Origin of the sequence: Sphingomonas sp. NFR15 (assembly GCF_900103265.1) — a bacterium.
Lineage (GTDB): Bacteria > Pseudomonadota > Alphaproteobacteria > Sphingomonadales > Sphingomonadaceae > Sphingomonas > Sphingomonas pollutisoli.
In genome coordinates this window covers 1,017,355-1,037,278 of the sequence record NZ_FMWX01000001.1, presented here as the reverse complement: position 1 = coordinate 1,037,278, position 19,924 = coordinate 1,017,355, and the positions used below count along the sequence as shown (strand labels likewise).

At 68.5% G+C, this 19,924-nt stretch carries 19 protein-coding genes; 6 read left to right on the top strand and 13 right to left on the bottom strand.

The features are described 5' to 3' along the window. Positions 1-157: 157 nt before the first annotated feature. Complete coding sequence (locus BLS81_RS04830) at positions 158-988, top strand: universal stress protein (RefSeq protein ID WP_093221295.1); 831 nt, start codon at positions 158-160, stop codon at positions 986-988. A gap of 19 nt (positions 989-1,007) precedes the next feature. Here BLS81_RS04830 and BLS81_RS04825 read toward each other — a convergent pair whose 3' ends face one another. After that, on the bottom strand, positions 1,008-2,261 hold the full coding sequence (locus BLS81_RS04825) for an NRAMP family divalent metal transporter (RefSeq protein WP_256326064.1): 1,254 nt from the start codon (positions 2,259-2,261) through the stop codon (positions 1,008-1,010). A 270-nt stretch (positions 2,262-2,531) separates the two neighbouring features. Between BLS81_RS04825 and BLS81_RS04820 the strand changes: the two genes are divergently transcribed. The 3 genes from BLS81_RS04820 to BLS81_RS04810 all read left to right on the top strand — a co-directional run bounded on the left by BLS81_RS04820 (position 2,532) and on the right by BLS81_RS04810 (position 6,193). Beyond that, positions 2,532-3,485, top strand: a complete 954-nt coding sequence (locus BLS81_RS04820; protein ID WP_093221292.1) for a DUF808 domain-containing protein — start codon at positions 2,532-2,534, stop codon at positions 3,483-3,485. A gap of 114 nt (positions 3,486-3,599) precedes the next feature. Next, positions 3,600-5,234, top strand: coding sequence for a Na+/H+ antiporter (locus BLS81_RS04815; protein WP_176787032.1), 1,635 nt, complete (start codon positions 3,600-3,602; stop codon positions 5,232-5,234). Between the two features lie 74 nt (positions 5,235-5,308). Then, positions 5,309-6,193 (top strand): metallophosphoesterase, encoded by an 885-nt coding sequence (locus BLS81_RS04810; protein WP_093221290.1) that lies wholly within the window; start codon positions 5,309-5,311, stop codon positions 6,191-6,193. A 22-nt stretch (positions 6,194-6,215) separates the two neighbouring features. Here BLS81_RS04810 and BLS81_RS04805 read toward each other — a convergent pair whose 3' ends face one another. The 5 genes from BLS81_RS04805 to BLS81_RS04785 all read right to left on the bottom strand — a co-directional run bounded on the left by BLS81_RS04805 (position 6,216) and on the right by BLS81_RS04785 (position 10,791). Continuing rightward, positions 6,216-7,163 (bottom strand): MarR family winged helix-turn-helix transcriptional regulator, encoded by a 948-nt coding sequence (locus tag BLS81_RS04805; protein ID WP_093221288.1) that lies wholly within the window; start codon positions 7,161-7,163, stop codon positions 6,216-6,218. 258 nt (positions 7,164-7,421) lie between these two features. Further along, positions 7,422-8,969 carry an NAD(P)(+) transhydrogenase (Re/Si-specific) subunit beta gene (locus tag BLS81_RS04800; protein WP_093221287.1) on the bottom strand — a complete coding sequence of 516 codons (1,548 nt, stop codon included), beginning with the start codon at positions 8,967-8,969 and terminating at the stop codon, positions 7,422-7,424. Between the two features lie 107 nt (positions 8,970-9,076). Continuing rightward, positions 9,077-9,388, bottom strand: a complete 312-nt coding sequence (locus tag BLS81_RS04795) for an NAD(P) transhydrogenase subunit alpha part 2 (RefSeq protein ID WP_093221285.1) — start codon at positions 9,386-9,388, stop codon at positions 9,077-9,079. A gap of 147 nt (positions 9,389-9,535) precedes the next feature. Then, entirely contained in the window at positions 9,536-10,657 is a 1,122-nt protein-coding gene (locus tag BLS81_RS04790; protein ID WP_093221284.1) for an NAD(P) transhydrogenase subunit alpha, read from the bottom strand. Continuing rightward, the gene (locus BLS81_RS04785) at positions 10,654-10,791 is read right to left on the bottom strand and encodes an aa3-type cytochrome c oxidase subunit IV (protein WP_093221281.1); all 138 of its coding nucleotides are present in this window, start codon (positions 10,789-10,791) and stop codon (positions 10,654-10,656) included. The genes BLS81_RS04790 and BLS81_RS04785 overlap by 4 nt, the downstream gene beginning before the upstream one ends. Positions 10,792-10,930: 139 nt before the next feature. Between BLS81_RS04785 and BLS81_RS04780 the strand changes: the two genes are divergently transcribed. Then, on the top strand, positions 10,931-12,352 hold the full coding sequence (locus BLS81_RS04780) for a sigma-54-dependent transcriptional regulator (protein ID WP_093221279.1): 1,422 nt from the start codon (positions 10,931-10,933) through the stop codon (positions 12,350-12,352). Between the two features lie 128 nt (positions 12,353-12,480). On the opposite strand, the gene BLS81_RS04775 is transcribed toward BLS81_RS04780, so the two are convergent. Beyond that, positions 12,481-12,870, bottom strand: coding sequence for a winged helix-turn-helix transcriptional regulator (locus BLS81_RS04775; protein WP_093221277.1), 390 nt, complete (start codon positions 12,868-12,870; stop codon positions 12,481-12,483). 96 nt (positions 12,871-12,966) lie between these two features. On the opposite strand from BLS81_RS04775, the gene BLS81_RS04770 reads away from it, so the two are divergent. Next, positions 12,967-13,692, top strand: coding sequence for an SDR family NAD(P)-dependent oxidoreductase (locus BLS81_RS04770; protein WP_093221275.1), 726 nt, complete (start codon positions 12,967-12,969; stop codon positions 13,690-13,692). 14 nt (positions 13,693-13,706) lie between these two features. On the opposite strand, the gene folP is transcribed toward BLS81_RS04770, so the two are convergent. From folP to glmM, 6 genes are all read right to left on the bottom strand, one after another. Then, complete coding sequence (folP, locus tag BLS81_RS04765) at positions 13,707-14,762, bottom strand: dihydropteroate synthase (RefSeq protein WP_093221272.1); 1,056 nt, start codon at positions 14,760-14,762, stop codon at positions 13,707-13,709. 121 nt (positions 14,763-14,883) lie between these two features. Further along, positions 14,884-16,020: a site-specific DNA-methyltransferase gene (locus BLS81_RS04760; RefSeq protein WP_093221270.1), complete on the bottom strand. Its 1,137-nt coding sequence runs from the start codon at positions 16,018-16,020 to the stop codon at positions 14,884-14,886. A 141-nt stretch (positions 16,021-16,161) separates the two neighbouring features. Beyond that, positions 16,162-16,797, bottom strand: coding sequence for a ribonuclease HII (locus tag BLS81_RS04755; protein ID WP_093221851.1), 636 nt, complete (start codon positions 16,795-16,797; stop codon positions 16,162-16,164). Further along, positions 16,797-18,044: a bifunctional hydroxymethylpyrimidine kinase/phosphomethylpyrimidine kinase gene (locus tag BLS81_RS04750; protein ID WP_093221268.1), complete on the bottom strand. Its 1,248-nt coding sequence runs from the start codon at positions 18,042-18,044 to the stop codon at positions 16,797-16,799. The genes BLS81_RS04755 and BLS81_RS04750 overlap by 1 nt, the downstream gene beginning before the upstream one ends. Continuing rightward, complete coding sequence (locus BLS81_RS04745; RefSeq protein WP_093221266.1) at positions 18,041-18,271, bottom strand: DUF1272 domain-containing protein; 231 nt, start codon at positions 18,269-18,271, stop codon at positions 18,041-18,043. Before BLS81_RS04745 ends, BLS81_RS04750 begins: the two co-directional genes overlap by 4 nt. 138 nt (positions 18,272-18,409) lie before the next feature. Beyond that, the gene (gene glmM / locus BLS81_RS04740; protein ID WP_093221263.1) at positions 18,410-19,747 is read right to left on the bottom strand and encodes a phosphoglucosamine mutase; all 1,338 of its coding nucleotides are present in this window, start codon (positions 19,745-19,747) and stop codon (positions 18,410-18,412) included. Positions 19,748-19,924: the final 177 nt, after the last annotated feature.

The window sequence follows — 19,924 nt, the reverse complement described above, 5'->3', positions numbered from 1 at the left end:
CTGCGTAGAATTGCGGAATGCCCGCACGTCGATGCGCGGCTAATCCAGCCCGGCAGGTTGACGAGGGGACCATGACGCTGTCCGGCATATCGCAAGGTGAAACGCTGATCTTCGGCCCTCGCGGCATGGCGATCGGAACACGGCGCAGGGGCGGGCGATGACGCTCAGGGAGATCCTCGTCGTCGAACGCCAGGGGCATGACAATGCATCGGTGCTGGCGGTTACCGGCTGGCTGGCCAATGCCTTCAACGCCTTCGTCCGTGGCCTTTGCGTCTACGCTGCACCCGATCCGACGATCGCGGAATGCTTCGCGATCGGCGACCGGCCTATGCGCGCGGTTTCCGACCATCTCGACCGCCAACGCGACGAGTCGGTGGTGCCGGTGGAGACCGGCTTCCGCGCGACCCTCACCGAAGCGGGCGCGTCGGGCGATTGGGCGCGGATCGACAGTGGCGCGGCGGTTGACACCGGGCCGCTCCGGGCGAGGCTGGTCGATCTGGTGGTCCTGCCGCGACCGGCGGGAGACGATCATGCGAGCCTGCGCTTGGTCGAGAGCTTCCTGTCGGACGGCGGCACGCCTTGCCTGCTGGTTCCCGAGGCCATCGATCTCCCGGTCTCCTTCGATCGCATCCTGCTCGCCTGGAACGGATCGCGCGAGGCGAAGCGCGCGCTCGACGCGGCCCTGCCGCTGCTCGCGCGGGCGGCGGCCGTGCAGGTGGTGATGGTGGGAGAGCCCACCGAGAGCGAGGCACAGGGCCATATCGACGCGCTCGCCGCGCGGCTCGCCCGGCACGGCATAACCATCGACGCGCGGCATCATCCGCGTGGCCACACCGCCCAGCAGATCCTGGAGAGCTGCCGGACCTTCGACGCGGATCTGCTGGTGCTGGGCGCCTACGGCCAGAGCCGCACGACCGAGGCGATCCTGGGCGGGGTCACCCGGACGGTGCTGCTGAACGCGCCCGTGCCGGTGCTGATGGACCGCTGATCGCGCGCGAGCGCCCGTTTCATTGCACGAGCACCATCGCGAGCGCCGCGGCGGCCATGACGATCGTCGCCGCCCAGCCGGTCGCGAGCAGCGAGGGTGCTGCCCGGAACGCCCCCATGATCGCCTGACGCGAGACCACGATCATCATCGCCGCCATCAACGGCACGGCGACGACGCCGTTGATCACCGCGCTCCAGAACAGCGCGCGGGTGGGATCGATCGGCGACCAGTCGATGACGATGCCCAGCACCGTCGCCGCCGTGATGATCGAGTAGAAGCCGATCGCCTCGCGGGGCTTGCGTTCGAGGCTGGACGGCCAGCCGCGCAAATCGCCGACCGCATAGGCCGCCGATCCGGCGAGCACCGGCACGGCCAGCAAGCCGGTACCGATGATGCCAAGGCTGAACAGCAGGAACGCGAACCGCCCCGCGATCGGCGACAAAGCGCGCGCGGCGTCGGCGGCGGTGGTGATCGAGGTGACGCCGCTGGCATGCAGCGTGGCCGCGGTGCCGATCATGATCGCGATCGCGACGATGTTCGAAACGGCCATGCCCGCAAGCGTGTCGAAGCGCATCCGCCGCATCTCGGCAGGCGCCTCCTCGGGCGAGGTCACCAGCGGATGTGCATCCGGGTGCTGCGCGATCTCCTCCACCTCCTGCGCGCTTTGCCAGAAGAACAGATACGGGCTGATCGTGGTGCCGAACACCGCGACGATCGTCACCACCGCGTCCTTGCTGGTGACGCGGGGCAGCACCAGCCCGGTCGCCACCGCGCCCCAATCGAGGTGGAGCACGAACAGTAGCGCCACATAGCTCAACAGCGCCAGCGTGAGCCATTTCAGGATGTGGGCGTAGCGATGATAGGGCACGAACAGTTGCAGCAGCAGCGAAACGACGGCGAACAGGATCGTCGTCGCGTGGCCGCTGATGCCGGTCACCAGCTCGCCGGCCTCGCCCATCGCGGCGATGTCCGCGCCGACGTTAATCGTGTTGGCGACGAACAGCAGCGCGACGAGGATGTCGACCGTCCACAGCGGGAGCACCTGGCGCATGTTGCCGGCCAGCCCCCGCCCGGTCACCCGGCCGATATGCGCGCTGACGAGCTGGATCGCGCTCATCAGCGGATAGGTCAGCACCAGCGTCCAGAGCAGGGTGAAGCCGCATTGCGCGCCCGCCTGCGAATAGGTGGCGATCCCACTGGGATCGTCGTCGGCCGCGCCCGTCACAAGACCGGGCCCGAGTTCCCGCAGCAGCGCGACGGGGCGAATCGGCACTCGGCGCCGCCCCGCCTTCGCCCAGGGTCTCCGAAACGGCAGCATGGTCAGGCGGCGCCGCGCGCGCGCTTGCCGAAGGCGCGCGTCGCCGGTTGCCGCGCGAGCCGCTCATGCGAGGTCGCCGCACGTCTTCGCAACCTGACACTCATTGGGCGCACCCCGTCTGAACCGCCTTCTTGATAGTGGGTGGTGATACTCAGCGCACGGATATTCGACGGGCCACGGTCGTTCGCCTAGGGCGATGACAATGACACACGGGGAAGCACGATCATGCCGTCAGGACTCGTAGCGCTGCTCGACGACGTCGCGGCGATCACCAAGCTCGCCGCCGCCTCGCTCGACGATGTCGCGGCGGCGACGGGCAAGGCGGGCAGCAAGGCGATGGGGGTGATCCTCGACGATGCCGCCGTCACGCCTCGCTATGTCACCGGCGTCACGCCCGACCGCGAACTGCCGATCATCGGCCGGATCGCCTTGGGGTCGGTCCGCAACAAGCTGCTGATCCTGCTGCCCGCCGCGCTGCTGATGAGCGCGTTCGCGCCGTGGCTGGTCACCCCGCTGCTGATGCTGGGCGGATGCTATCTGTGCTTCGAAGGCGCCGAGAAGGTGTTCGAGGTGATCTCCGGCCACCACGCCGAGGAAGCGGTCGCGGCGGAGGCCGCCGATGCTGCCACGGTCGAGAAGGAAACGGTATCCGGCGCGGTCCGCACCGATCTGATCCTGTCCGCCGAGATCATGGCGATCGCGCTCGCCGACGTGGCTGCCGCCTCGATCGTGACGCAGGCGATCGTGCTCGTGCTGGTCAGCCTGGCGATCACCGCCGGGGTTTACGGCGCGGTCGGGCTGATCGTGAAGATGGACGACATCGGCCTGCATCTCGCCAGGCGCGACGCGGCGCCGGTTCGGGCGATCGGCCGCGCGCTGGTGACGGGCATGCCGATCGTGATGCGCGCGCTCGCGATCATCGGCACCGCCGCGATGATCTGGGTCGGCGGCGGCATCCTCGTTCACGGGCTGGAGGCGTTCGGGGTCAGCGGCCCCGCGCATGTCGCGCACGCGTTCAGCGCCGCCGGCGCCGGCCTCCCCGTGATCGGCGGCGCCGCGTCGTGGGTCGCCGGCGCGGCGTTCTCCGGCATCGTCGGGCTGGTGGCAGGGGGCGTCATCGTCGCGGGGATGCACCTGATCGCCGCGCTGCGCGGCCGGAGTAATCACGCGGGCCACTGATGTCCGGCGCGACGCGCGCCCGCTTTGCGGCGGGCGGGACATCCTTTTCGGCTTCGGGCCGAAAGACATGCTAGACGCCGGGCGGCGGCGGAAGGCAATGCTGGGAGCGCAGGCTTGGAAACTATCTCTATCGTGTTGATCCTGCTGCTGGCGGTCGTCGTCAGCGGCGCCATTTCGCGGATGCTGCCGGTCGCGTTGCCGACGCCACTGGTGCAGATCGCGCTCGGGTTCGTCGTCGGTCTGGCCGCGCACTTGCGTGTCTCGCTCGACCCGGATCTGTTCATGTTGCTTTTCCTGCCGCCGCTCCTGTTTCTCGATGGCTGGCGCATTCCCAAGGATGCGCTTTTCAAGGATCTGCCGACCGTCGTCGAACTGGCGCTGGGTCTGGTCCTGCTGACGGTGGTGGGGATGGGATTCCTGATCCACTGGATGATCCCGGCGATGCCGCTGGCGGTGGCGTTCGCGCTGGCGGCCGTCGTGTCGCCGACCGACCCGATCGCGGTCTCCGCGATCGCCGCGCGCGTGCCGATCCCGAAGCGGATGATGCACATTCTGGAAGGCGAATCGCTGTTCAACGACGCGTCCGGGCTGGTGTGCCTGCGCTTCGCGATCGCCGCGGCGCTGACCGGCACCTTCTCCGCGACCGGCGCGGCATTGAGCTTCCTCTGGATGGCGGGGGCGGGGATCTTCGCCGGGGTCACACTAACGCTTGTCGTGACGTGGGCGAAGGCTTGGGTGTCGCGCCGCTTCGGCGAGGAGACGGGATCGCAGATCCTGATCAGCGTGCTGATCCCGTTCGGCGCCTATCTGATCGCCGAACACGTCCACGCCTCCGGCATCCTCGCGGCGGTGGCGGCGGGCGTAACGATGAGCTACGCCGAGATTTCCCGTCAGGCGCTCGCCGTCACGCGGATGCGGCGCAACTCGGTATGGGACACGATCCAGTTCGCGGCGAACGGCATCATCTTCGTGCTGCTCGGCGAACAACTGCCCGAGATACTGTCGGGGCTCGATCGCACCGTCGAACTGACCGGCCGCACGAGCCCGTGGTGGCTCGCGCTGTACGTCGGGGCGATCATGGCGGGGCTTGCCGCGCTGCGGTTCGCCTGGGTGTGGGTGTCGCTCCGCATCACGCTTCTTCGGCGCGCGCCGGGCGGCAAGATGGGTTCGACCCCGCCCTGGCGCCTGGTCGCGGCGATGTCGTTCGCGGGCGTGCGCGGCGCGATCACGCTCGCGGGCGTGCTCACGCTGCCCCTGACGATGGGCGACGGGACGCCGTTTCCCGGCCGCGAGCTTGCCGTCTTTCTCGCGACGGGGGTGATCCTGAGCTCGCTGGTCATGGCAAGCGTCGGCCTGCCGCTGTTGTTGCGTGGGCTGACGATGCCACCCGAGCCATCGCAACAGGCCGAAGAGGACATGGCACGGATCGCCGCCGCCGAGGCGGCGATCAAGGCGGTCGAGCGCCTCCAGCACGCGCTGGTGCAGGGACGGGACGACGCCGACGTATATGCCGCCGTCGGCGCGCGGATCATGGACGGCTATCGCGAGCGAATCGAAAGCCGCGCCGGTGACGGCGACGCCAGACACGAAGCGCGCGCGAGCGAGCGGATCGAGCGCGATCTCCGCTTGGCGGCGGTGCAGGCCGAACGCGAGCAGATCGTCCGCATCGCCCGCGAGCGCCGCATCGGCAGCGAACTCGCGAGCAAGCTGATGCGCGAGCTGGATCTGCTAGAGGTGCGCTACAAATAGCGGACCCGCAGCGCTGACTTATCGCTGCAAGAAACCGCATCTAGGGCTTCGCGCTCGAAAGGGCGGGGACGAAAATGCGGTTGCGGTACAGGCTGGCGGGACTGGCGCTTCTGAGCGCCGCGTTGGGCGCGTCTTCGGCGCGCGAGCGGCCGCTGTTCAGCATCGGCGCGATCGCGGATGCGCAATATGGCCCCGCGCCGGATAGCGGCCAGCGCCTGTACCATACCGCGCCGGGCAAGCTCGCCGCAGCGGTCGCCGACTTCAACCGGCGCAAGCTCGCCTTCGTCGTTCATCTCGGCGATTTCATCGACCGCGACTGGGCGAGCTACGACACGCTGTTGCCGGTCGCGGCGAAGCTCCGGCACCCGTGGCGCTTCGCGCTCGGCAATCATGAATTCGCGATCGACGACGCGCACAAGCCGATGGTGGCGGCCAAGCTCGGGATGCCGGGGCGCTATTACAGTTTCACGCACGACGGCTGGCTGTTCCTCGTCACCGACGGCACCGATCGCAGTACGTTCGGCTGGCCGGCGGGCAGCGCCGAGGATCGCGCCAGCCGCGAACTCCACGCCGCGCGCTACGCCGACAAGCCGGAGTGGGACGGCGGCATCGGCGACGTACAGATGCACTGGATCGACGCCGAACTGACCCGCGCCGACCGTGCGGGACTTAAGGCGATGTTGCTGTGCCACTTCCCGGTGTGGCCCGAGAACCCGCACAACCTCTGGAACGCCGCCGAGGTACGCGCGCTGCTGGAGCGGCATCCTTCCGCCAAAATCTGGCTCGACGGGCACAACCACGACGGCAATTACGGCGAGCGGGCCGGCATCCACTATGTCAACCTCAAGGCGATGCTCGACACACCGGAGACCGCCTATGCGCGGCTCGACTTCTTCCCCGATCGGGTGATCCTTCACGGCGTGGGCCGGCAGCAGGACATGACGTTGCCGCTGCGGTGACACGCCGGGCGCGATACCCGCGCTACAGGATCGCCAGCCCGGCGCGCTTGAGCCCGCCGAGATAGCCGCGCATCGCCTCGCTCGCGCTGGGCGCGAGTTCCATGAAGGCGCGGCGGCGGTCGAACGGATCGGGCACGCGGGTCAGCAGCCCCGCTTCGGTCATCTTGGCGATCCAGCGTAGCGCCGTGGTCGGCGCGACGGCGGCGGCGATGCACAGGCTCGACACAGAGACCTGAACGCGTTCGAGTTCGGCGGCGAACAGATCGAGCAGAATGTCCCACGCCGGGTCTTCGAACAGCCCGACGGTGAAATATTGATCGCGTAAACGCCGTGCGCGGATCGCGCCGCGCACCTCGCGCGGGGAGATCGGGGGCGGCTCGTCCGACGGCGGCTGCGCGGTGTAGCTGCCGCCGCGATCCGCCACGCGATCCCGCGGCGAATCGGTGCCCTCGACCCGGCTGAGCCGCGCCAGCGTCTCGGCGATGCGGGCGATCTCCTCATTGAGCCGGCGCAACCGGGTCGTCTCGACCTCGCGGGCGCTGTCGAACAGCCGGTCCGGGTGCGACTGCGACAGCGACGGCGCATAGGCCGCGACGCGTTCGGCGAGCGACGGCGCGCACAACAGCTCGACGTTCGGGCCGAACAGATTGGCCGCTACGAGATCGACCTGAGTGGACGCGAGCGTCGCGACGAGCCGTGCGTCATTGTCGCGCGCGAATTGATTGATACGCGGCAACGCCTCCGCCAGCGCGCCATCGTCGGTGCCTTCGCAGTCGGCCGCGATCAGATGGACCGGCCCTTGCGCTTCAAGCCGCGTCGGCGCCGCGGCCCAATCGACGCGCGCGACCAGGCGCGCGGGCGTCGCGCCGATCGCGGCGGCGGCGTCTGGCGCCTCGTGATCGGCGATCACCAGTGCAGCGATGGTTTTCGCCGGCGATCGTGTGGTTTCCCAAGCATCGGTTCCGTTCATGCCAGCCCCCTGACTTCGCTCCCGCAAGGTAATGCTTTTCACCAAAATGGAGGCAGGTGGATCATGTCCAGAATGAACTCAACTGCGGGTTCCATATCGTTGACGCGACAAGATTCGGCGAAAACATGCGCTTAGCGCCGCCGAAACGGAGTTGACGTATGGCACAGTTTCAAAAGATATCAATACGTGTTTGTGCGAATTCGGCACAGCGAAAGGTCTATACCAAAGAGGATGACGTCGCTCCCGAGATGCGGCCGCTCAATCGAGCGCTTTGACGATCTCCTCGACCATCTTCTTGGCGTCGGCAAGCAGCATCATCGTGTTGTCTCGATAGAAAACATCATTGTCCACTCCGGCATAGCCGACACCGCCCATCGAACGCTTCACGAATAGTACCGTCTTGGCATTTTCTACATCGAGTATGGGCATGCCGTAGATCGGCGAGCTCTTGTCGGTCTTGGCGGCGGGGTTGGTGACGTCGTTGGCGCCGATCACGAACGCGACGTCGGTCTGCGCGAACTCGCCGTTGATGTCCTCGAGCTCGAACACCTCGTCATAGGGCACGTTGGCCTCGGCGAGCAGCACGTTCATATGGCCGGGCATGCGCCCAGCGACCGGGTGGATCGCATATTTGACGCGCACGCCATGCGCCTTCAGCTTGTCGGCCATTTCACGCAGCGCGTGCTGCGCCTGCGCGACCGCCATGCCGTAGCCCGGCACGATGATGACCTGCTCGGCCTGGCTCATCAGGAAGGCGGCGTCTTCGGCGCTGCCGCGCTTCCACGGGCGATCGACCTTGGCGGCGCCGTCGCTCGCCGCCGCGGTCGCGCCGAAGCCCCCCGCGATCACGCTGATGAAGCTGCGGTTCATCGCCTTGCACATGATGTAGCTGAGGATCGCGCCCGACGAGCCGACCAGCGCGCCGGTGATGATCATCGCGGTGTTGTGGAGCGTGAAGCCCATCGCCGCCGCCGCCCAGCCCGAATAGCTGTTGAGCATCGACACCACCACCGGCATGTCCGCGCCGCCGATCGGGATGATGAGCAGGAAGCCGATCGCGAACGACAGGATGGTGATCGTCCAGAACACCCACGCGCTCTGGTCCTGCGTGAAATAAGCGACGAGTCCGAGGATCGCGGCGAGCACGGTGAGGTTGATGATGTGACGCGCCGGCAGCAGGATCGGCGCGCCGCCCATGTTGCCGTTCAATTTGAGGAAGGCGATCACCGAACCCGAAAAGGTGATCGCGCCGATCGCGATGCCGAGGCCCATTTCGATACGGCTCTGCGGATAGATCGCGAAGAACGGCTTGCCGATCAGCGGGATCACCATGTCGGCGATGCCGAACGCCTGCGGATTGAGGAACGCCGCCGCCGCGACCAGCACCGCCGCCAGCCCGACCAGCGAGTGGAACGCGGCAACGAGCTGCGGCATGTCGGTCATCGCGATGCGCCGCGCGGTGGTGAGGCCGATCACCGCGCCGATCGCGATCGCGGCGAGGATGAGCCCAACCGTCGACCAGTCTACAACGAGAACAGGTGCATAGGTCATATCATGGCACAGAGCCGGACCACTGCCGGCGATCGTGTGCATTTGGCTGCACAGTTGGCCGGTGGCCTCGACCATTTCGCCCGGCACATGCGTCACTAGCGTGGTAACCACCGCGATGGTCATGCCGATGATGCCCATGCGGTTGCCGCGCTGTGACGTGGCGGGCGACGACAGGCCGCGCAACGCGAGGATGAAGCACACGCCCGCGACGAGATAGGCGAAGGCCGCCCAGGGATTTACGCTTGCGTGTTCCACGATATTTCCACCCCTTGTCGTCACCCCAGCGAAAGCTGGGGTCTCCCGTTGCTCGCGCGGGACAGGAGCCCCGCGAGACCCCAGCTTTCGCTGGGGTGACGGGCTGATTAGTGCTTAGCCGGAACCGGCCGCTCCTTCTTCTTGTACATCGCGAGCATCCGCGCGGTGACCGCGAAGCCGCCGAAGATGTTGACGCTCGCCAGCACCACCGCGAGCAGCCCCAGCCATTTCGACACCGCGCCGCCGGCGCCGATCCCGGCCGCCGCCGCCGCGATCAGCGCGCCGACGATAATGACCGAGGAGATCGCGTTGGTGACCGCCATCAGCGGCGTGTGCAGCGCGGGCGTGACCGACCAGACGACGTAGTAGCCGACGAAGCACGCCATGACGAAGATCGACAGGATCGCGATGAAGTCCATGTCAGTCCATCCTCTCGAAGTTCCGGAAGCTTGTTCGTGTCAAAGTCGAAATCGCGGCGACCGTGCATGACCGTGGAATCTGGCACGGCCAGGCGCGCACCGCAGCGTAGTACAAATCACGACTGGCCACCCCCGCACCAGCGAGGCTCACGCGAGAAGCCTTTGATTCACGACCTCACCGCCCTTGGTCAGGCGGATCGCATCGCCGATCTCGGCATCGAGCACTGGCGCGCCCGCCGCCTTGTCCCAGAACGCGCTCAGGAAGTTGAACAGGTTGCGGCTGAACAGCGCGCTGGCATCCGCCGCCAGCCGGCTCGGCACGTTCTTGTGGCCGACGATCTTCACGCCGCCGATCTCGATGATCTCACCCGCCACCGCGCCCTCGACATTGCCGCCCTGTTCGACCGCGAGATCGACGATCACGCTGCCGGGCTTCATGCTCGCCACCTGCGCGGCCGAGATCAGTCGGGGGGCGGGGCGGCCGGGGATCAGCGCTGTGGTGATGACGATATCCTGCTTGGCGATGTGCGCCGAGACCAGTTCGGCTTGGGCGGCCTTATATTCGTCGCTCATCTCGCCGGCATAGCCGCCGGACCCTTCGCCCTCGATGCCCGCGACATTTTCGACGAAGATCGGCTTGGCGCCGAGCGACAGGATCTGCTCCTTGGTCGCCGAGCGCACGTCGGTCGCCGAGACCTGCGCGCCGAGCCGCCGCGCGGTGGCGATCGCCTGCAGCCCCGCGACGCCGACGCCCATCACGAACACGCGCGCGGCGGAGACGGTGCCCGCCGCGGTCATCATCATCGGGAAGGCGCGGCCATATTCGCTCGCGGCATCGAGCACCGCCTTGTAGCCGGCGAGGTTCGATTGCGAGGAGAGGATGTCCATCGATTGCGCGCGGGTGATGCGCGGCATGAACTCCATCGCCAGCGCCTCCAGCCCCGCCGCCGCATAGCCATCGACTTGCGCGCGCTCCCCGAACGGGTTGAGGCTGGCGACGACCCATGCGCCCGGCGCGACTCCGGCGAGCGACGCCGGCTCCGGACCCTGCACGCCGAGCACGATGCCCGCGCCGGCGAGCGCGCCGGCGCGGTCCGCGACCTGCGCGCCGGCGGCGGCATAGTCCGCATCGGCGATCGCGGCGGTCAGGCCGGCGCCGGCCTCCACCGCGATCTCGGCGCCCAGGCCGATGAATTTCTTGACCGTTTCCGGCGTCGCCGCGACGCGGCGCTCACCCGGCGCGCTTTCCTTGAGGACCGCGATCTTCACTTGCTGGCGGGGGCGAGCGCGAAATAGACGATGACGAACGCGAGCAGGAAGCACGCCGCCGCACCATATTTCAGCAGGCCGATCACCTTGTGATAGGTCGCTTCATGGACCTTGATGTCGCCGTCTTCGGCCATGCCCGCATCTCCCAATGCTTATATCGGCATATGGCTTAACCGCTGCGCGCCCCGCCCTCAAGTCCGCACCGGGTGTTTAAGGGCGCTTTTACCGATCCACCCTAAACGGGCCGCTCGAACGGCTTTTGTGGGATGGCGGATGACGCGTAACGGGCAACGGCTGCTGATGCTGATCGATGACGAGCCGGCGCAACGCCGCCTCGTCGCCGCGATCGCGGCGCGGCGCGGCTGGCGCGCGATCTTCGCGCAGGATGGCGAGACCGCGATCGCCATGCTCGGCACCCAGGACGGGATGCAGCTCGACGCGATCCTGCTCGATCATTGGGCGCCCGACGCCGACCCGACCATGTTGATCGCCGAGGTGCGCAGCCGCCGCCCGGCGCTGCCGCTGCTGCTGATCACCGCCAACAGCTCGGTCGCGCAGGCGGTGGCGGCGATGCGCGCGGGCGCGACCGACTTCCTCGTCAAGCCGCTCGCCCCCGAACGGCTGCTCGGCGCGCTCGACGCGGCGGTGGCGGGGCAGGCGGCGGGCGAGCTGCGGCCGCTCACCGAGAAGATCCCGGCGCTGCTCGCGTTCGACGAGATCGTCGGCTCGGCGCCCGATTTCCGCGCCGCGCTCGCCATCGCCGCCAAGGCCGCGCGCGCGCGCGTGCCGGTGCTGCTGGAGGGCGAGAGCGGGGTTGGCAAGGAAGTGGTGGCGGAGGCGATCCACGCCGCGTCGCCGCGCGGCAAGAAGCCGATGATAACCGTCAATTGCGGCGCGATCCCCGCCAATCTCGTCGAGAGCGAGCTGTTCGGGCACGAGCGCGGCGCCTTCACCGGCGCGTTCGAGCGCAAGATCGGCCGATTCCAGGAGGCGGATGGCGGCACCTTGTTCCTCGACGAGATCGGTGAGATGCCGCTCGAGGCGCAGGTCAAGCTGCTGCGCGTGCTGCAATCGGGCGACATCCAGCCGATCGGCGCGCGCCACGCGCGCGAGGTCGATGTGCGCGTGATCGCGGCGACCAACAAGACGCTGATCGACGAGGTCGAGGCCGGGCGGTTCCGCGAGGATCTCTATTACCGGCTGAACGTGGTGCAGGTGACGATCCCGCCCTTGCGCGAGCGGCCGGGCGACATTCCCGCGCTCGCCCGCCACCTGCTCGCGCGGATCGCGCAGCAGCCGGGGCTGCGGCCGCTTGGCATCACCGACGAGGCGCTCGATCTGCTGTGCCGGTATGATTGGCCCGGCAACGTCCGCCAACTTCAGAACGCGCTGTTCCGCGCGGCGGTGCTGTGCGAGGGCGCGGCGCTGACCCCGGCGGATTTCCCGCAGATCGCGGCGCTCGGCGCGCAACGCCGCGCCGTCAGCGCCGCCGCGCCGATGGCGACCTCGGGCGGGGTGACGCTGTTCCACCCCGACGGCAATCTGCGCGCGCTCGAGGAGATCGAGGCCGACGTGATCCGGCTCGCGATCGGCCATTACCGCGGACGGATGACCGAGGTGGCGAGGCGGCTGGGGATCGGCCGGTCGACGCTGTACCGCAAGCTGGGCGAACTGGGGATCGACAGCGCGGCGTGAGGCGCAGGCGCGGCTCCGCGCCAGGGCGCGAAGCGCAGCGCCTCGCCCGGACGGCGGGTCGCGTCAGCGAATCCGTCCGACGCCGGCTTTGCCGGCGGCGTGGTTTGATGGCCCACGCCCCCGGGCTGCTAAATCTCGTCCAGCCCACCGTCGCGTCTCGATGCGTCATAGGCGCGCTGCGCGCGTTCCAGCGCGGCGCCGTTGGTGAGCGACCAAGTGTATAGCGCGGCGAAGGGTTCGCGTAGCGAGCAGCCGAGATCGGTGATCGTGTACTCGACGCCGATCGGCTGCGTCGGCAGGACTTTGCGGCTGATGAGGCCGTTGCGTTCCAGGCGCTTCAGGGACTCGGACAGAGCCTTGTGGGTGATGCCGTCGAGGCGGCGCTTCAAGTCGTTGAACCGCGCCGGCCGCGTGCACAGGACGCTGAGGATCAGCACCGTCCATTTGTTGGCGATATGTTCGAGGATGGGCCGCGTCGCGCCGACATCGAGCGGCAGGTCGAGCACGTCTAGGGACATGGGTATACATCTCACTATCTAGGCACCACCTGGTGCCTTCTTGTGATTAGATATAGGATTGATATCTGCCCGTCATCATCCGAGACGGGAGGACGTATGAGCAGACTTTCAGGAAAAATCGCCGTCGTGATCGGCGGCCATGGCGGCATCGGTGGCGCCATCGCGGAGCGGTTCGCGGCGGAAGGCGCCACGGTTTACGCCACCAGCCGCCGCGCCGAAGAGGGGGAGGTCGAGCTTGGGGCCGGCAGGCTGCGCGCGCGCCGCGTCGATGCCGCCGATCCGGCGGCGCTCGCCGCCTTCTTCGAAGTGGTGCGCGGCGAGGCCGGGCGGGTGGACGTGCTCGCCGTCAACGCCGGCATCTCGGAGTTCGCGACGCTCGACGAGATCAGCGAGGATCATTTCGACCGGACCTTCAACCTCAACGTGCGCGCGCTGCTGTTCGCCGCCAAGGCCGCGACGGCGGTCATGCCGGATGGCGGCTCGATCGTGCTGGTGGGCTCGATCGCCGACGCGATCGGCACCAAGGGCTATGGCGTCTACGGGGCGACCAAGGCCGCGGTGCGCTCGTTCGCGCGGACCTGGGCCAACGAGTTGGCGCCCCGCAACATCCGCGTCAACGTCGTGGCACCGGGGCCGACGGACACCGCCATGATGGCGGCGGTCTCCGACGAGGTGCGCGAGGCGCTATCGACGCTGATCCCGCTCGGCCGGATGGCGCGCGCCGACGAAGTGGCATCGGCCGCGCTGTTTCTCGCCAGCGACGAAAGCAGCTTCATCACCGGCGCCGAACTGCCGGTCGATGGCGGCATGGCGCAGGTCTGATCCGCGGCGCGTCCTCACCCCAGCAGGGCGCGGTCCTTCAGGCCGCGCCATACGCGCAGCGCCTGCACCGTCTCGGCGACGTCGTGGACCCGCAGCAATTGCACGCCGGCCTCGGCGCCCTTGAGCGCCAGCGCGACCGAGCCGCCGAGGCGTTCGCCGACCGGCGCTTCGCCCGAGAGCGCGCCGATCAGCCGCTTGCGGCTCGCGCCGAGCATGATCGGCACGCCGAGGCCGTGGAACAGCGCGAGCCCGTTCAGCAGCGCGAGATTGTCGGCGAGGCCCTTGCCGAAGCCGATGCCGGGATCGACCAGGATCTTCGTGCGGTCGATGCCGGCGGCGACCACCGTGTCGATGCGCGCCTCGAGCCAGTCGTACACTTCGGTCAGCACGTCGGTATAGCCATCGCCGCCGTGGGGGCCGCGTTTGGGATCGGGCGAGTGCATCAGGATCACCGGCGCGCCCGCGCGGGCGACGATGCCGGCGGCGCGATCGTCCCAGAGCAGCGCCGAGACGTCGTTGACGATCACCGGGCCGAGCGCGAGCGCGGCTTCCATCACCGCGCCCTTGCGGGTGTCGACCGAGACCAAAGTGCCCGCGCGCAGTAGCCGTTCGGCGACCGGCGCGACGCGCCGGGCCTCGTCGCCCTCCCAGACGAGCGGCGCGCCGGGGCGGGTCGATTCGCCGCCGAGGTCGATCAGCGCCGCGCCCGCCGCCGCCATCGCGACGCCGGCCGCGGCGGCGGCTTCGGGATCGTTCTCGAGCTTGCCGCCGTCCGAGAAGCTGTCGGGCGTGACGTTGAGGATGCCGGCGACCAGCGGCTGATCGAAGCGCAGCGTGCGCGCGCCGAGCGTGAGCGGCGGACGCGGGGCGACGACGCGCGCGTGGATCGCGGTGGCGTGTGGGCCGAGCGTGGCGATCTCGGCGACGGGCACGGTGCGCCTGGTGCCGCGCTCGATCACCTCATAGGCGGCGAACCACAGCATCCCGCCGGCCAGCCGCGCGACGCCGCCGTCCGGGTGGGCGGCGGGGGTATCGACGAACTGGGTGGGGCGGAGGTGGAGGGTGGTCATGGAACGCGCCGTAGCCCCCACGCTCCGTTCGTGTCGAGCGAAGTCGAGACACGTTGCGCCTGGGCGTGTCCCTCGACTTCGCTCGGGACGAACGGGTGGGGTGGCCTTCCTCAGCCGGGTGTCACGGCTGCGTCGCGAGCAGATACGTCTGGCGCAGCGTGTCGATCGGGGCGAGGCCGGTCTCGGTCTCGATATGCCAGAAGGTCCAGCCGTTGCAGGCCGGCGCGCCTTGCACGAGCGAGCCGACCTTGTGGATCGAGCCGCTGTGCGTCCCGCACGCGCTTTGCAGGCTGCCGTCGGCGCGGACCAGCGCGCGGTGTTTGCGCTTGGCGTCGCTCAGCACCGCGCCGGGGGTGAGATAGCCGTTCTCGACCAGCACGCCGAACGCCACCTTCGGCGCGGCCTTGGGGCTTTGCATCGTCGTCAGCGCGGATTCGTCGAGCGGCAATGCGGCGTCGATCCGTTCCTGCGCGGCGGCGACATAGGCGTCCTCGCGCTCGATGCCGATCCAGTGGCGGCCGAGCCGCTTGGCGACCGCGCCGGTGGTGCCGGTGCCGAAAAAGGGATCGAGCACCACGTCGCCCGGCTTGGTGCAGGCGAGCAGGATGCGGTAGATCAGCGCCTCGGGCTTCTGGGTCGGGTGGACCTTGACGCCGTCCTTCTTGAGCCGCTCCTGCCCGCCGCAAACCGGGAATTCCCAGTCGCTGCGCATCTGCAACTCGTCGTTCAGCGTCTTCATGCTGCGATAGTTGAAGGTGTAGCGCGCCTTTTCGCCCATCGACGCCCAGATCAACGTCTCGTGCGCGTTGGTGAAGCGCGTGCCCTTGAAATTGGGCATCGGGTTCGACTTGCGCCAGACGATGTCGTTCAGGATCCAATAGCCGAGATCCTGGATCGCGGAGCCGACCTTGAAGATGTTGTGGTAGCTGCCGATCACCCAGATCGAGCCGTTGGGCTTGAGGATGCGGCGCGCCTCGGCGAGCCATGCGCGGGTGAAGGTGTCATAGGCCGAGAGGCTGTCGAACTTGTCCCATTCGTCGGTGACGGCATCGACATGGCTGCCGTCCGGGCGCGACAGGTCGCCGCCGAGCTGAAGGTTGTAGGGCGGATCGGCGAAGATCATGTCGATCGACGCGGGCGGCAGCGCGCGCATCGCGGCGATGCAATCCCGCTGGAGGATCTGGTCGAGCGGGAGCTCGACGGGAGCTGCCACGACCGGCGCCGCCTTGCGCGCCTTAACCTTCTCCATCAGCCCCATGCATATACCCCCGCTTCCAAGTCCGCACCTTCCTGCGGATCGCGAGACTCGCGTCAAGCGAACATTGGTTAACGATTCGGCTTGCTAAATCGTTAACGTGGCGGAACATTTCGGGAAGGATCGCAGATGTTGAGTCCCGACTTATCCACAGGCCCCAGCGATAGCGTGTGGCGGCGAAGACTCGGCTTCGCGAAAAAACGCCGCGACCGGCGCGAAGCTGCGCCGATGGAGCGGGGAGGGGCCGTGTTCGCGAAGCGCGCGCAGATGTTCGGGGGCGCTATAACCCTTGTTGGTGATCCAGCCGTACTGCGGATGCGCCTCGTGATGCGCGAGCATGATCGTGTCGCGGGTGTGCTTGGCGACGATCGAGGCGGCGGCGATCGACAGGCTGATCGCATCGCCCGAGACGATCGCGGTGGCGGCATGGCTCCATTTGGGCAGCCGGTTGCCATCGACGAGGACATGGCCGGGCGCGCAGCCGAGCGCCTCCACCGCGAGCGTCATCGCCTTCATCGTCGCCCAATAAATGTTGAGCGTGTCGATCTCTCCGGCCTCGACGATGCCGATGCCGATCTGCGCGCAGCCGCGCAGCCGGTCATGCAGCCGCGCGCGCTCGGCGGCGGGCAGCTTCTTCGAATCGTCGATCCCGCGCGGCACGCCCTTCGCGGGCAGGATGACGGCGGCGGCGACCACCGGCCCGGCGAGCGGACCGCGCCCGGCCTCGTCGACGCCGACGACCGGCGCGAGGCAGAGCTTTTCATGTTTGAGGGACGGCATCAGGCGATCCGCCATGCCGGAAAGCGGCGCGCTTCGCCAGCCTGATAGAGACAGATCGCATTGCCGGCGGGGTCACGCGTGCGTGCCTCGCGCCAGCCCCAGCGCTGATCGGCGGGATCGCTCACCGCTGCGCCGAGCCCGCGCAACGCGGCGACGGCGGCGTCGAGATCGCCGCATTCGACATAGAGCATCGTGCCGTCCGGCATTTCGTCCGCCGCCTCGATCGACAGCGTGACGCCGCCCGCGCTTTCGAAGCGGGCGTAACGCGGGGGGGCATCGACGATGCGCCGCAAGCCAAGCGCTTCGTAGAAGGCGGCGCTCGCGGCGAAATCGGTGAGCGGCAGCGTGATCTGATTGGGGGTGGGGGCGTCGGGCGCGTCGAGCCGGACGCTCTGGTGCCCCATCGGGCCGTGGCCGGCGCCGAAACCGGGCGCGCCGAGCATCGCCAGCCGGACGAAGCCGCGCCCGCGCGCGACCGCCTGCGGCAGCGGTGCGCCGCGCGCGAGTTCGGTGGCGATCGCCGAGGCGAGCGTGCAGCCGGTGCCGTGGGTGTGGCGGGTCTCGATGCGCGGGCTGTCCCAGCGCGCGATCTCGCCTTCGGGGCCGACGAGGCGGTCGGTCAGCGTGTCGCCCTCGGCGTGGCCGCCCTTGGCGAGGATCGCGGTGCCGGTGGCGGCGGCGAGCCTTTCCGCGTCTCCGTCCGTTCGCGCTGACGTCTCAGCTTTCCCTTCCGTTCGTGCTGAGCTTGTCGAAGCACGTGTCGCGGGCGCTGCGCCTGGGACACGCCCTTCGACAAGCTCAGGGCGAACGGGAGGAGAGAGCGTGGCCAGTTCGGGCAGGTTGGGGGTGACCAAGGTCGCGAGCCGCATCAGGCGGCCGAACGCGGCGATCGTGTCGGCGTCGGCGAGCGCCGCGCCGCTGGTAGCGACCATCACCGGATCGAACACGATCGGCACCTCCAGGCTTTCGATCGCATCCGCGACCGCATGCGCGGTCTCCGCCGAGCCGATCATGCCGATCTTGATCGCATCGACGCCGATGTCCGACACGCACGCCTCGATCTGCGCGACGACCATGTCGGCGGGGACCGGCAGCACCGCCTGCACGCCGGTGGTGTTCTGCGCGGTGATCGCGGTGATCGCGGTCATGGCGTGGCCGCCGAGCATCGTCACCGTCTTGATGTCGGCCTGGATGCCCGCGCCGCCGCCCGAGTCCGAGCCGGCGATGATGAGGATGCGCGGGGTCACGCATGTCCCTTGAAGCGGCGCACGCTCGATCCCGGATTGCCGGCGAGCGCCTTGCCGGTGCGCGCGGGCCGGTCCATCAGCTCGCCGCCGCAGTTCGGGCAGCGATCGTCGAGATCCTCGGCGCATTCGGCGCAGAAGGTGCATTCGAACGAGCAGATGAACGCGCCGGGGGCGTTGGCGGGGAGATCGGTGCCGCAGCGTTCGCAATCGGGGCGCATTTCGAGCATTGTGTTTCCTTTTTTCCCCTCTCCCATCGGGAGAGGGGCAAGCCGCGAAGCGGCGCGGGGTGAGGGCGGGGGCGTGCCTCACCCTCACCCTTCCGTCGCTTCGCTCCTCCCTCCCTCTCCCGAGGGGAGAGGGACATTTTACGCCGCCGCCCGCACCGCGTCGCAGATGCGCTCGACCACGCGCTCGACCTGGCCGGGATCGTCGCCTTCGGCCATCACGCGGATCACCGGTTCGGTGCCCGAGGGGCGGATGACGAGACGGCCCTTGCCGGTCAGTTCGGTCTCGGCCTCGGCGATCACCGCCTTGACCGATTCGGCTTCGAGCGGCTTGCCGCCAGCGAAGCGGACGTTCTTGAGCAGTTGCGGCAGCGGATCGAAACGGTGAAGCAATTCGCTCGCCGGCACGCCCGATCGGACCAGCTCGGCGAGGATCTGCAACGCCGCGACCAGCCCGTCGCCGGTGGTCGCGTAATCCGACAGGATGATGTGCCCCGATTGCTCGCCGCCGACGTTATAGCCTTGCGCGCGCATCGCCTCGAGCACGTAGCGGTCGCCGACCGCCGTGCGGACCAGCTTGATGCCCTGCGTGGCGAGGTGACGTTCGAGCCCGAGGTTGGACATCACCGTCGCGACCAGCCCGCCCTGCTTGAGCCGGCCGGCGCGCGCCCAGCCGCTCGCGATCGTCGCCATGAGCTGATCGCCATCGACGACCTGGCCCTTCTCGTCGACCACGATCAGCCGGTCGGCGTCGCCGTCCAGCGCGATGCCGATATGCGCGCCGCTCGCCACCACCGTCTCGCGCAGCACCTGCGGCGCGGTCGAGCCGACCCCGTCGTTGATGTTCTTGCCGTTGGGGGAGACGCCGATCGCGATCACCTCGGCACCCAATTCCCACAAGGCCGAGGGCGCGACCTGATAGGCGGCGCCGTTGGCGCAATCGACGACGATCTTGAGCCCATCGAGCGTCAGCCCGCCGGGGAAGGTCGATTTGGCGGCGTGGATGTAGCGCCCGCGCGCATCCTCGACACGGCGCGCGCGGCCGATTTCCTCGGCGGGCGCGAGCGCGACCTCGCCGTCGATCAGCGCCTCGATCGCGAGTTCGTCGGCGTCGGAAAGCTTGTAGCCGTCGGGGCCGAACAGTTTGATGCCGTTGTCCTGATACGGATTGTGGCTGGCCGAGATCATCACGCCGAGATCGGCTCGCATCGCATGCGTCAGCATCGCCACCGCCGGGGTCGGCATCGGGCCGACCAGCACCACGTCCATGCCGACAGAGGTAAAACCCGCCACCATCGCGTTTTCGAGCATATAGCCCGACAGCCGCGTATCCTTGCCGATCACGACACGGTGGCGGTGATCGCCCCGCCGGAAACGCGCGCCCGCCGCCATGCCGACCTGCATCGCCATCGCCGCCGTCATCGGGCTCTTGTTGGTCAGCCCGCGAATGCCGTCGGTGCCGAAATATTTGCGTGCCATGCGTGGGGTTCCGGATCGGTTGTTTGCGCTCAATATCGTGGGTTCGTCGCCTGCGCGACCCCTGTACCCGTTCGCCCTGAGCCTGTCGAAGGGCGTGCCAAGGGCGCGACGTTTGGGGCACGTGCCCTTCGGCTGGCCGGCAAGCCAGCCGCTCAGGACGGGCTTCGACAGGCTCAG

What these genes read in the sequence shown, in the direction of transcription:
- BLS81_RS04785 (WP_093221281.1), bottom strand. Translation starts at nt 10,791, where the DNA reads ATGGCCGAAGACGGCGACATCAAGGTCCATGAAGCGACCTATCACAAG.
- BLS81_RS04805 (WP_093221288.1), bottom strand. Translation starts at nt 7,163, where the DNA reads ATGAACGGAACCGATGCTTGGGAAACCACACGATCGCCGGCGAAAACC.
- BLS81_RS04795 (WP_093221285.1), bottom strand. Translation starts at nt 9,388, where the DNA reads ATGGACTTCATCGCGATCCTGTCGATCTTCGTCATGGCGTGCTTCGTC.
- BLS81_RS04760 (WP_093221270.1), bottom strand. Translation starts at nt 16,020, where the DNA reads ATGGGGCTGATGGAGAAGGTTAAGGCGCGCAAGGCGGCGCCGGTCGTG.
- BLS81_RS04830 (WP_093221295.1), top strand. Translation starts at nt 158, where the DNA reads ATGACGCTCAGGGAGATCCTCGTCGTCGAACGCCAGGGGCATGACAAT.
- BLS81_RS04810 (WP_093221290.1), top strand. Translation starts at nt 5,309, where the DNA reads ATGCGGTTGCGGTACAGGCTGGCGGGACTGGCGCTTCTGAGCGCCGCG.
- glmM (WP_093221263.1), bottom strand. Translation starts at nt 19,747, where the DNA reads ATGGCACGCAAATATTTCGGCACCGACGGCATTCGCGGGCTGACCAAC.
- folP (WP_093221272.1), bottom strand. Translation starts at nt 14,762, where the DNA reads ATGACCACCCTCCACCTCCGCCCCACCCAGTTCGTCGATACCCCCGCC.
- BLS81_RS04755 (WP_093221851.1), bottom strand. Translation starts at nt 16,797, where the DNA reads ATGCCGTCCCTCAAACATGAAAAGCTCTGCCTCGCGCCGGTCGTCGGC.
- BLS81_RS04820 (WP_093221292.1), top strand. Translation starts at nt 2,532, where the DNA reads ATGCCGTCAGGACTCGTAGCGCTGCTCGACGACGTCGCGGCGATCACC.
- BLS81_RS04780 (WP_093221279.1), top strand. Translation starts at nt 10,931, where the DNA reads ATGACGCGTAACGGGCAACGGCTGCTGATGCTGATCGATGACGAGCCG.
- BLS81_RS04745 (WP_093221266.1), bottom strand. Translation starts at nt 18,271, where the DNA reads ATGCTCGAAATGCGCCCCGATTGCGAACGCTGCGGCACCGATCTCCCC.
- BLS81_RS04770 (WP_093221275.1), top strand. Translation starts at nt 12,967, where the DNA reads ATGAGCAGACTTTCAGGAAAAATCGCCGTCGTGATCGGCGGCCATGGC.
- BLS81_RS04775 (WP_093221277.1), bottom strand. Translation starts at nt 12,870, where the DNA reads ATGTCCCTAGACGTGCTCGACCTGCCGCTCGATGTCGGCGCGACGCGG.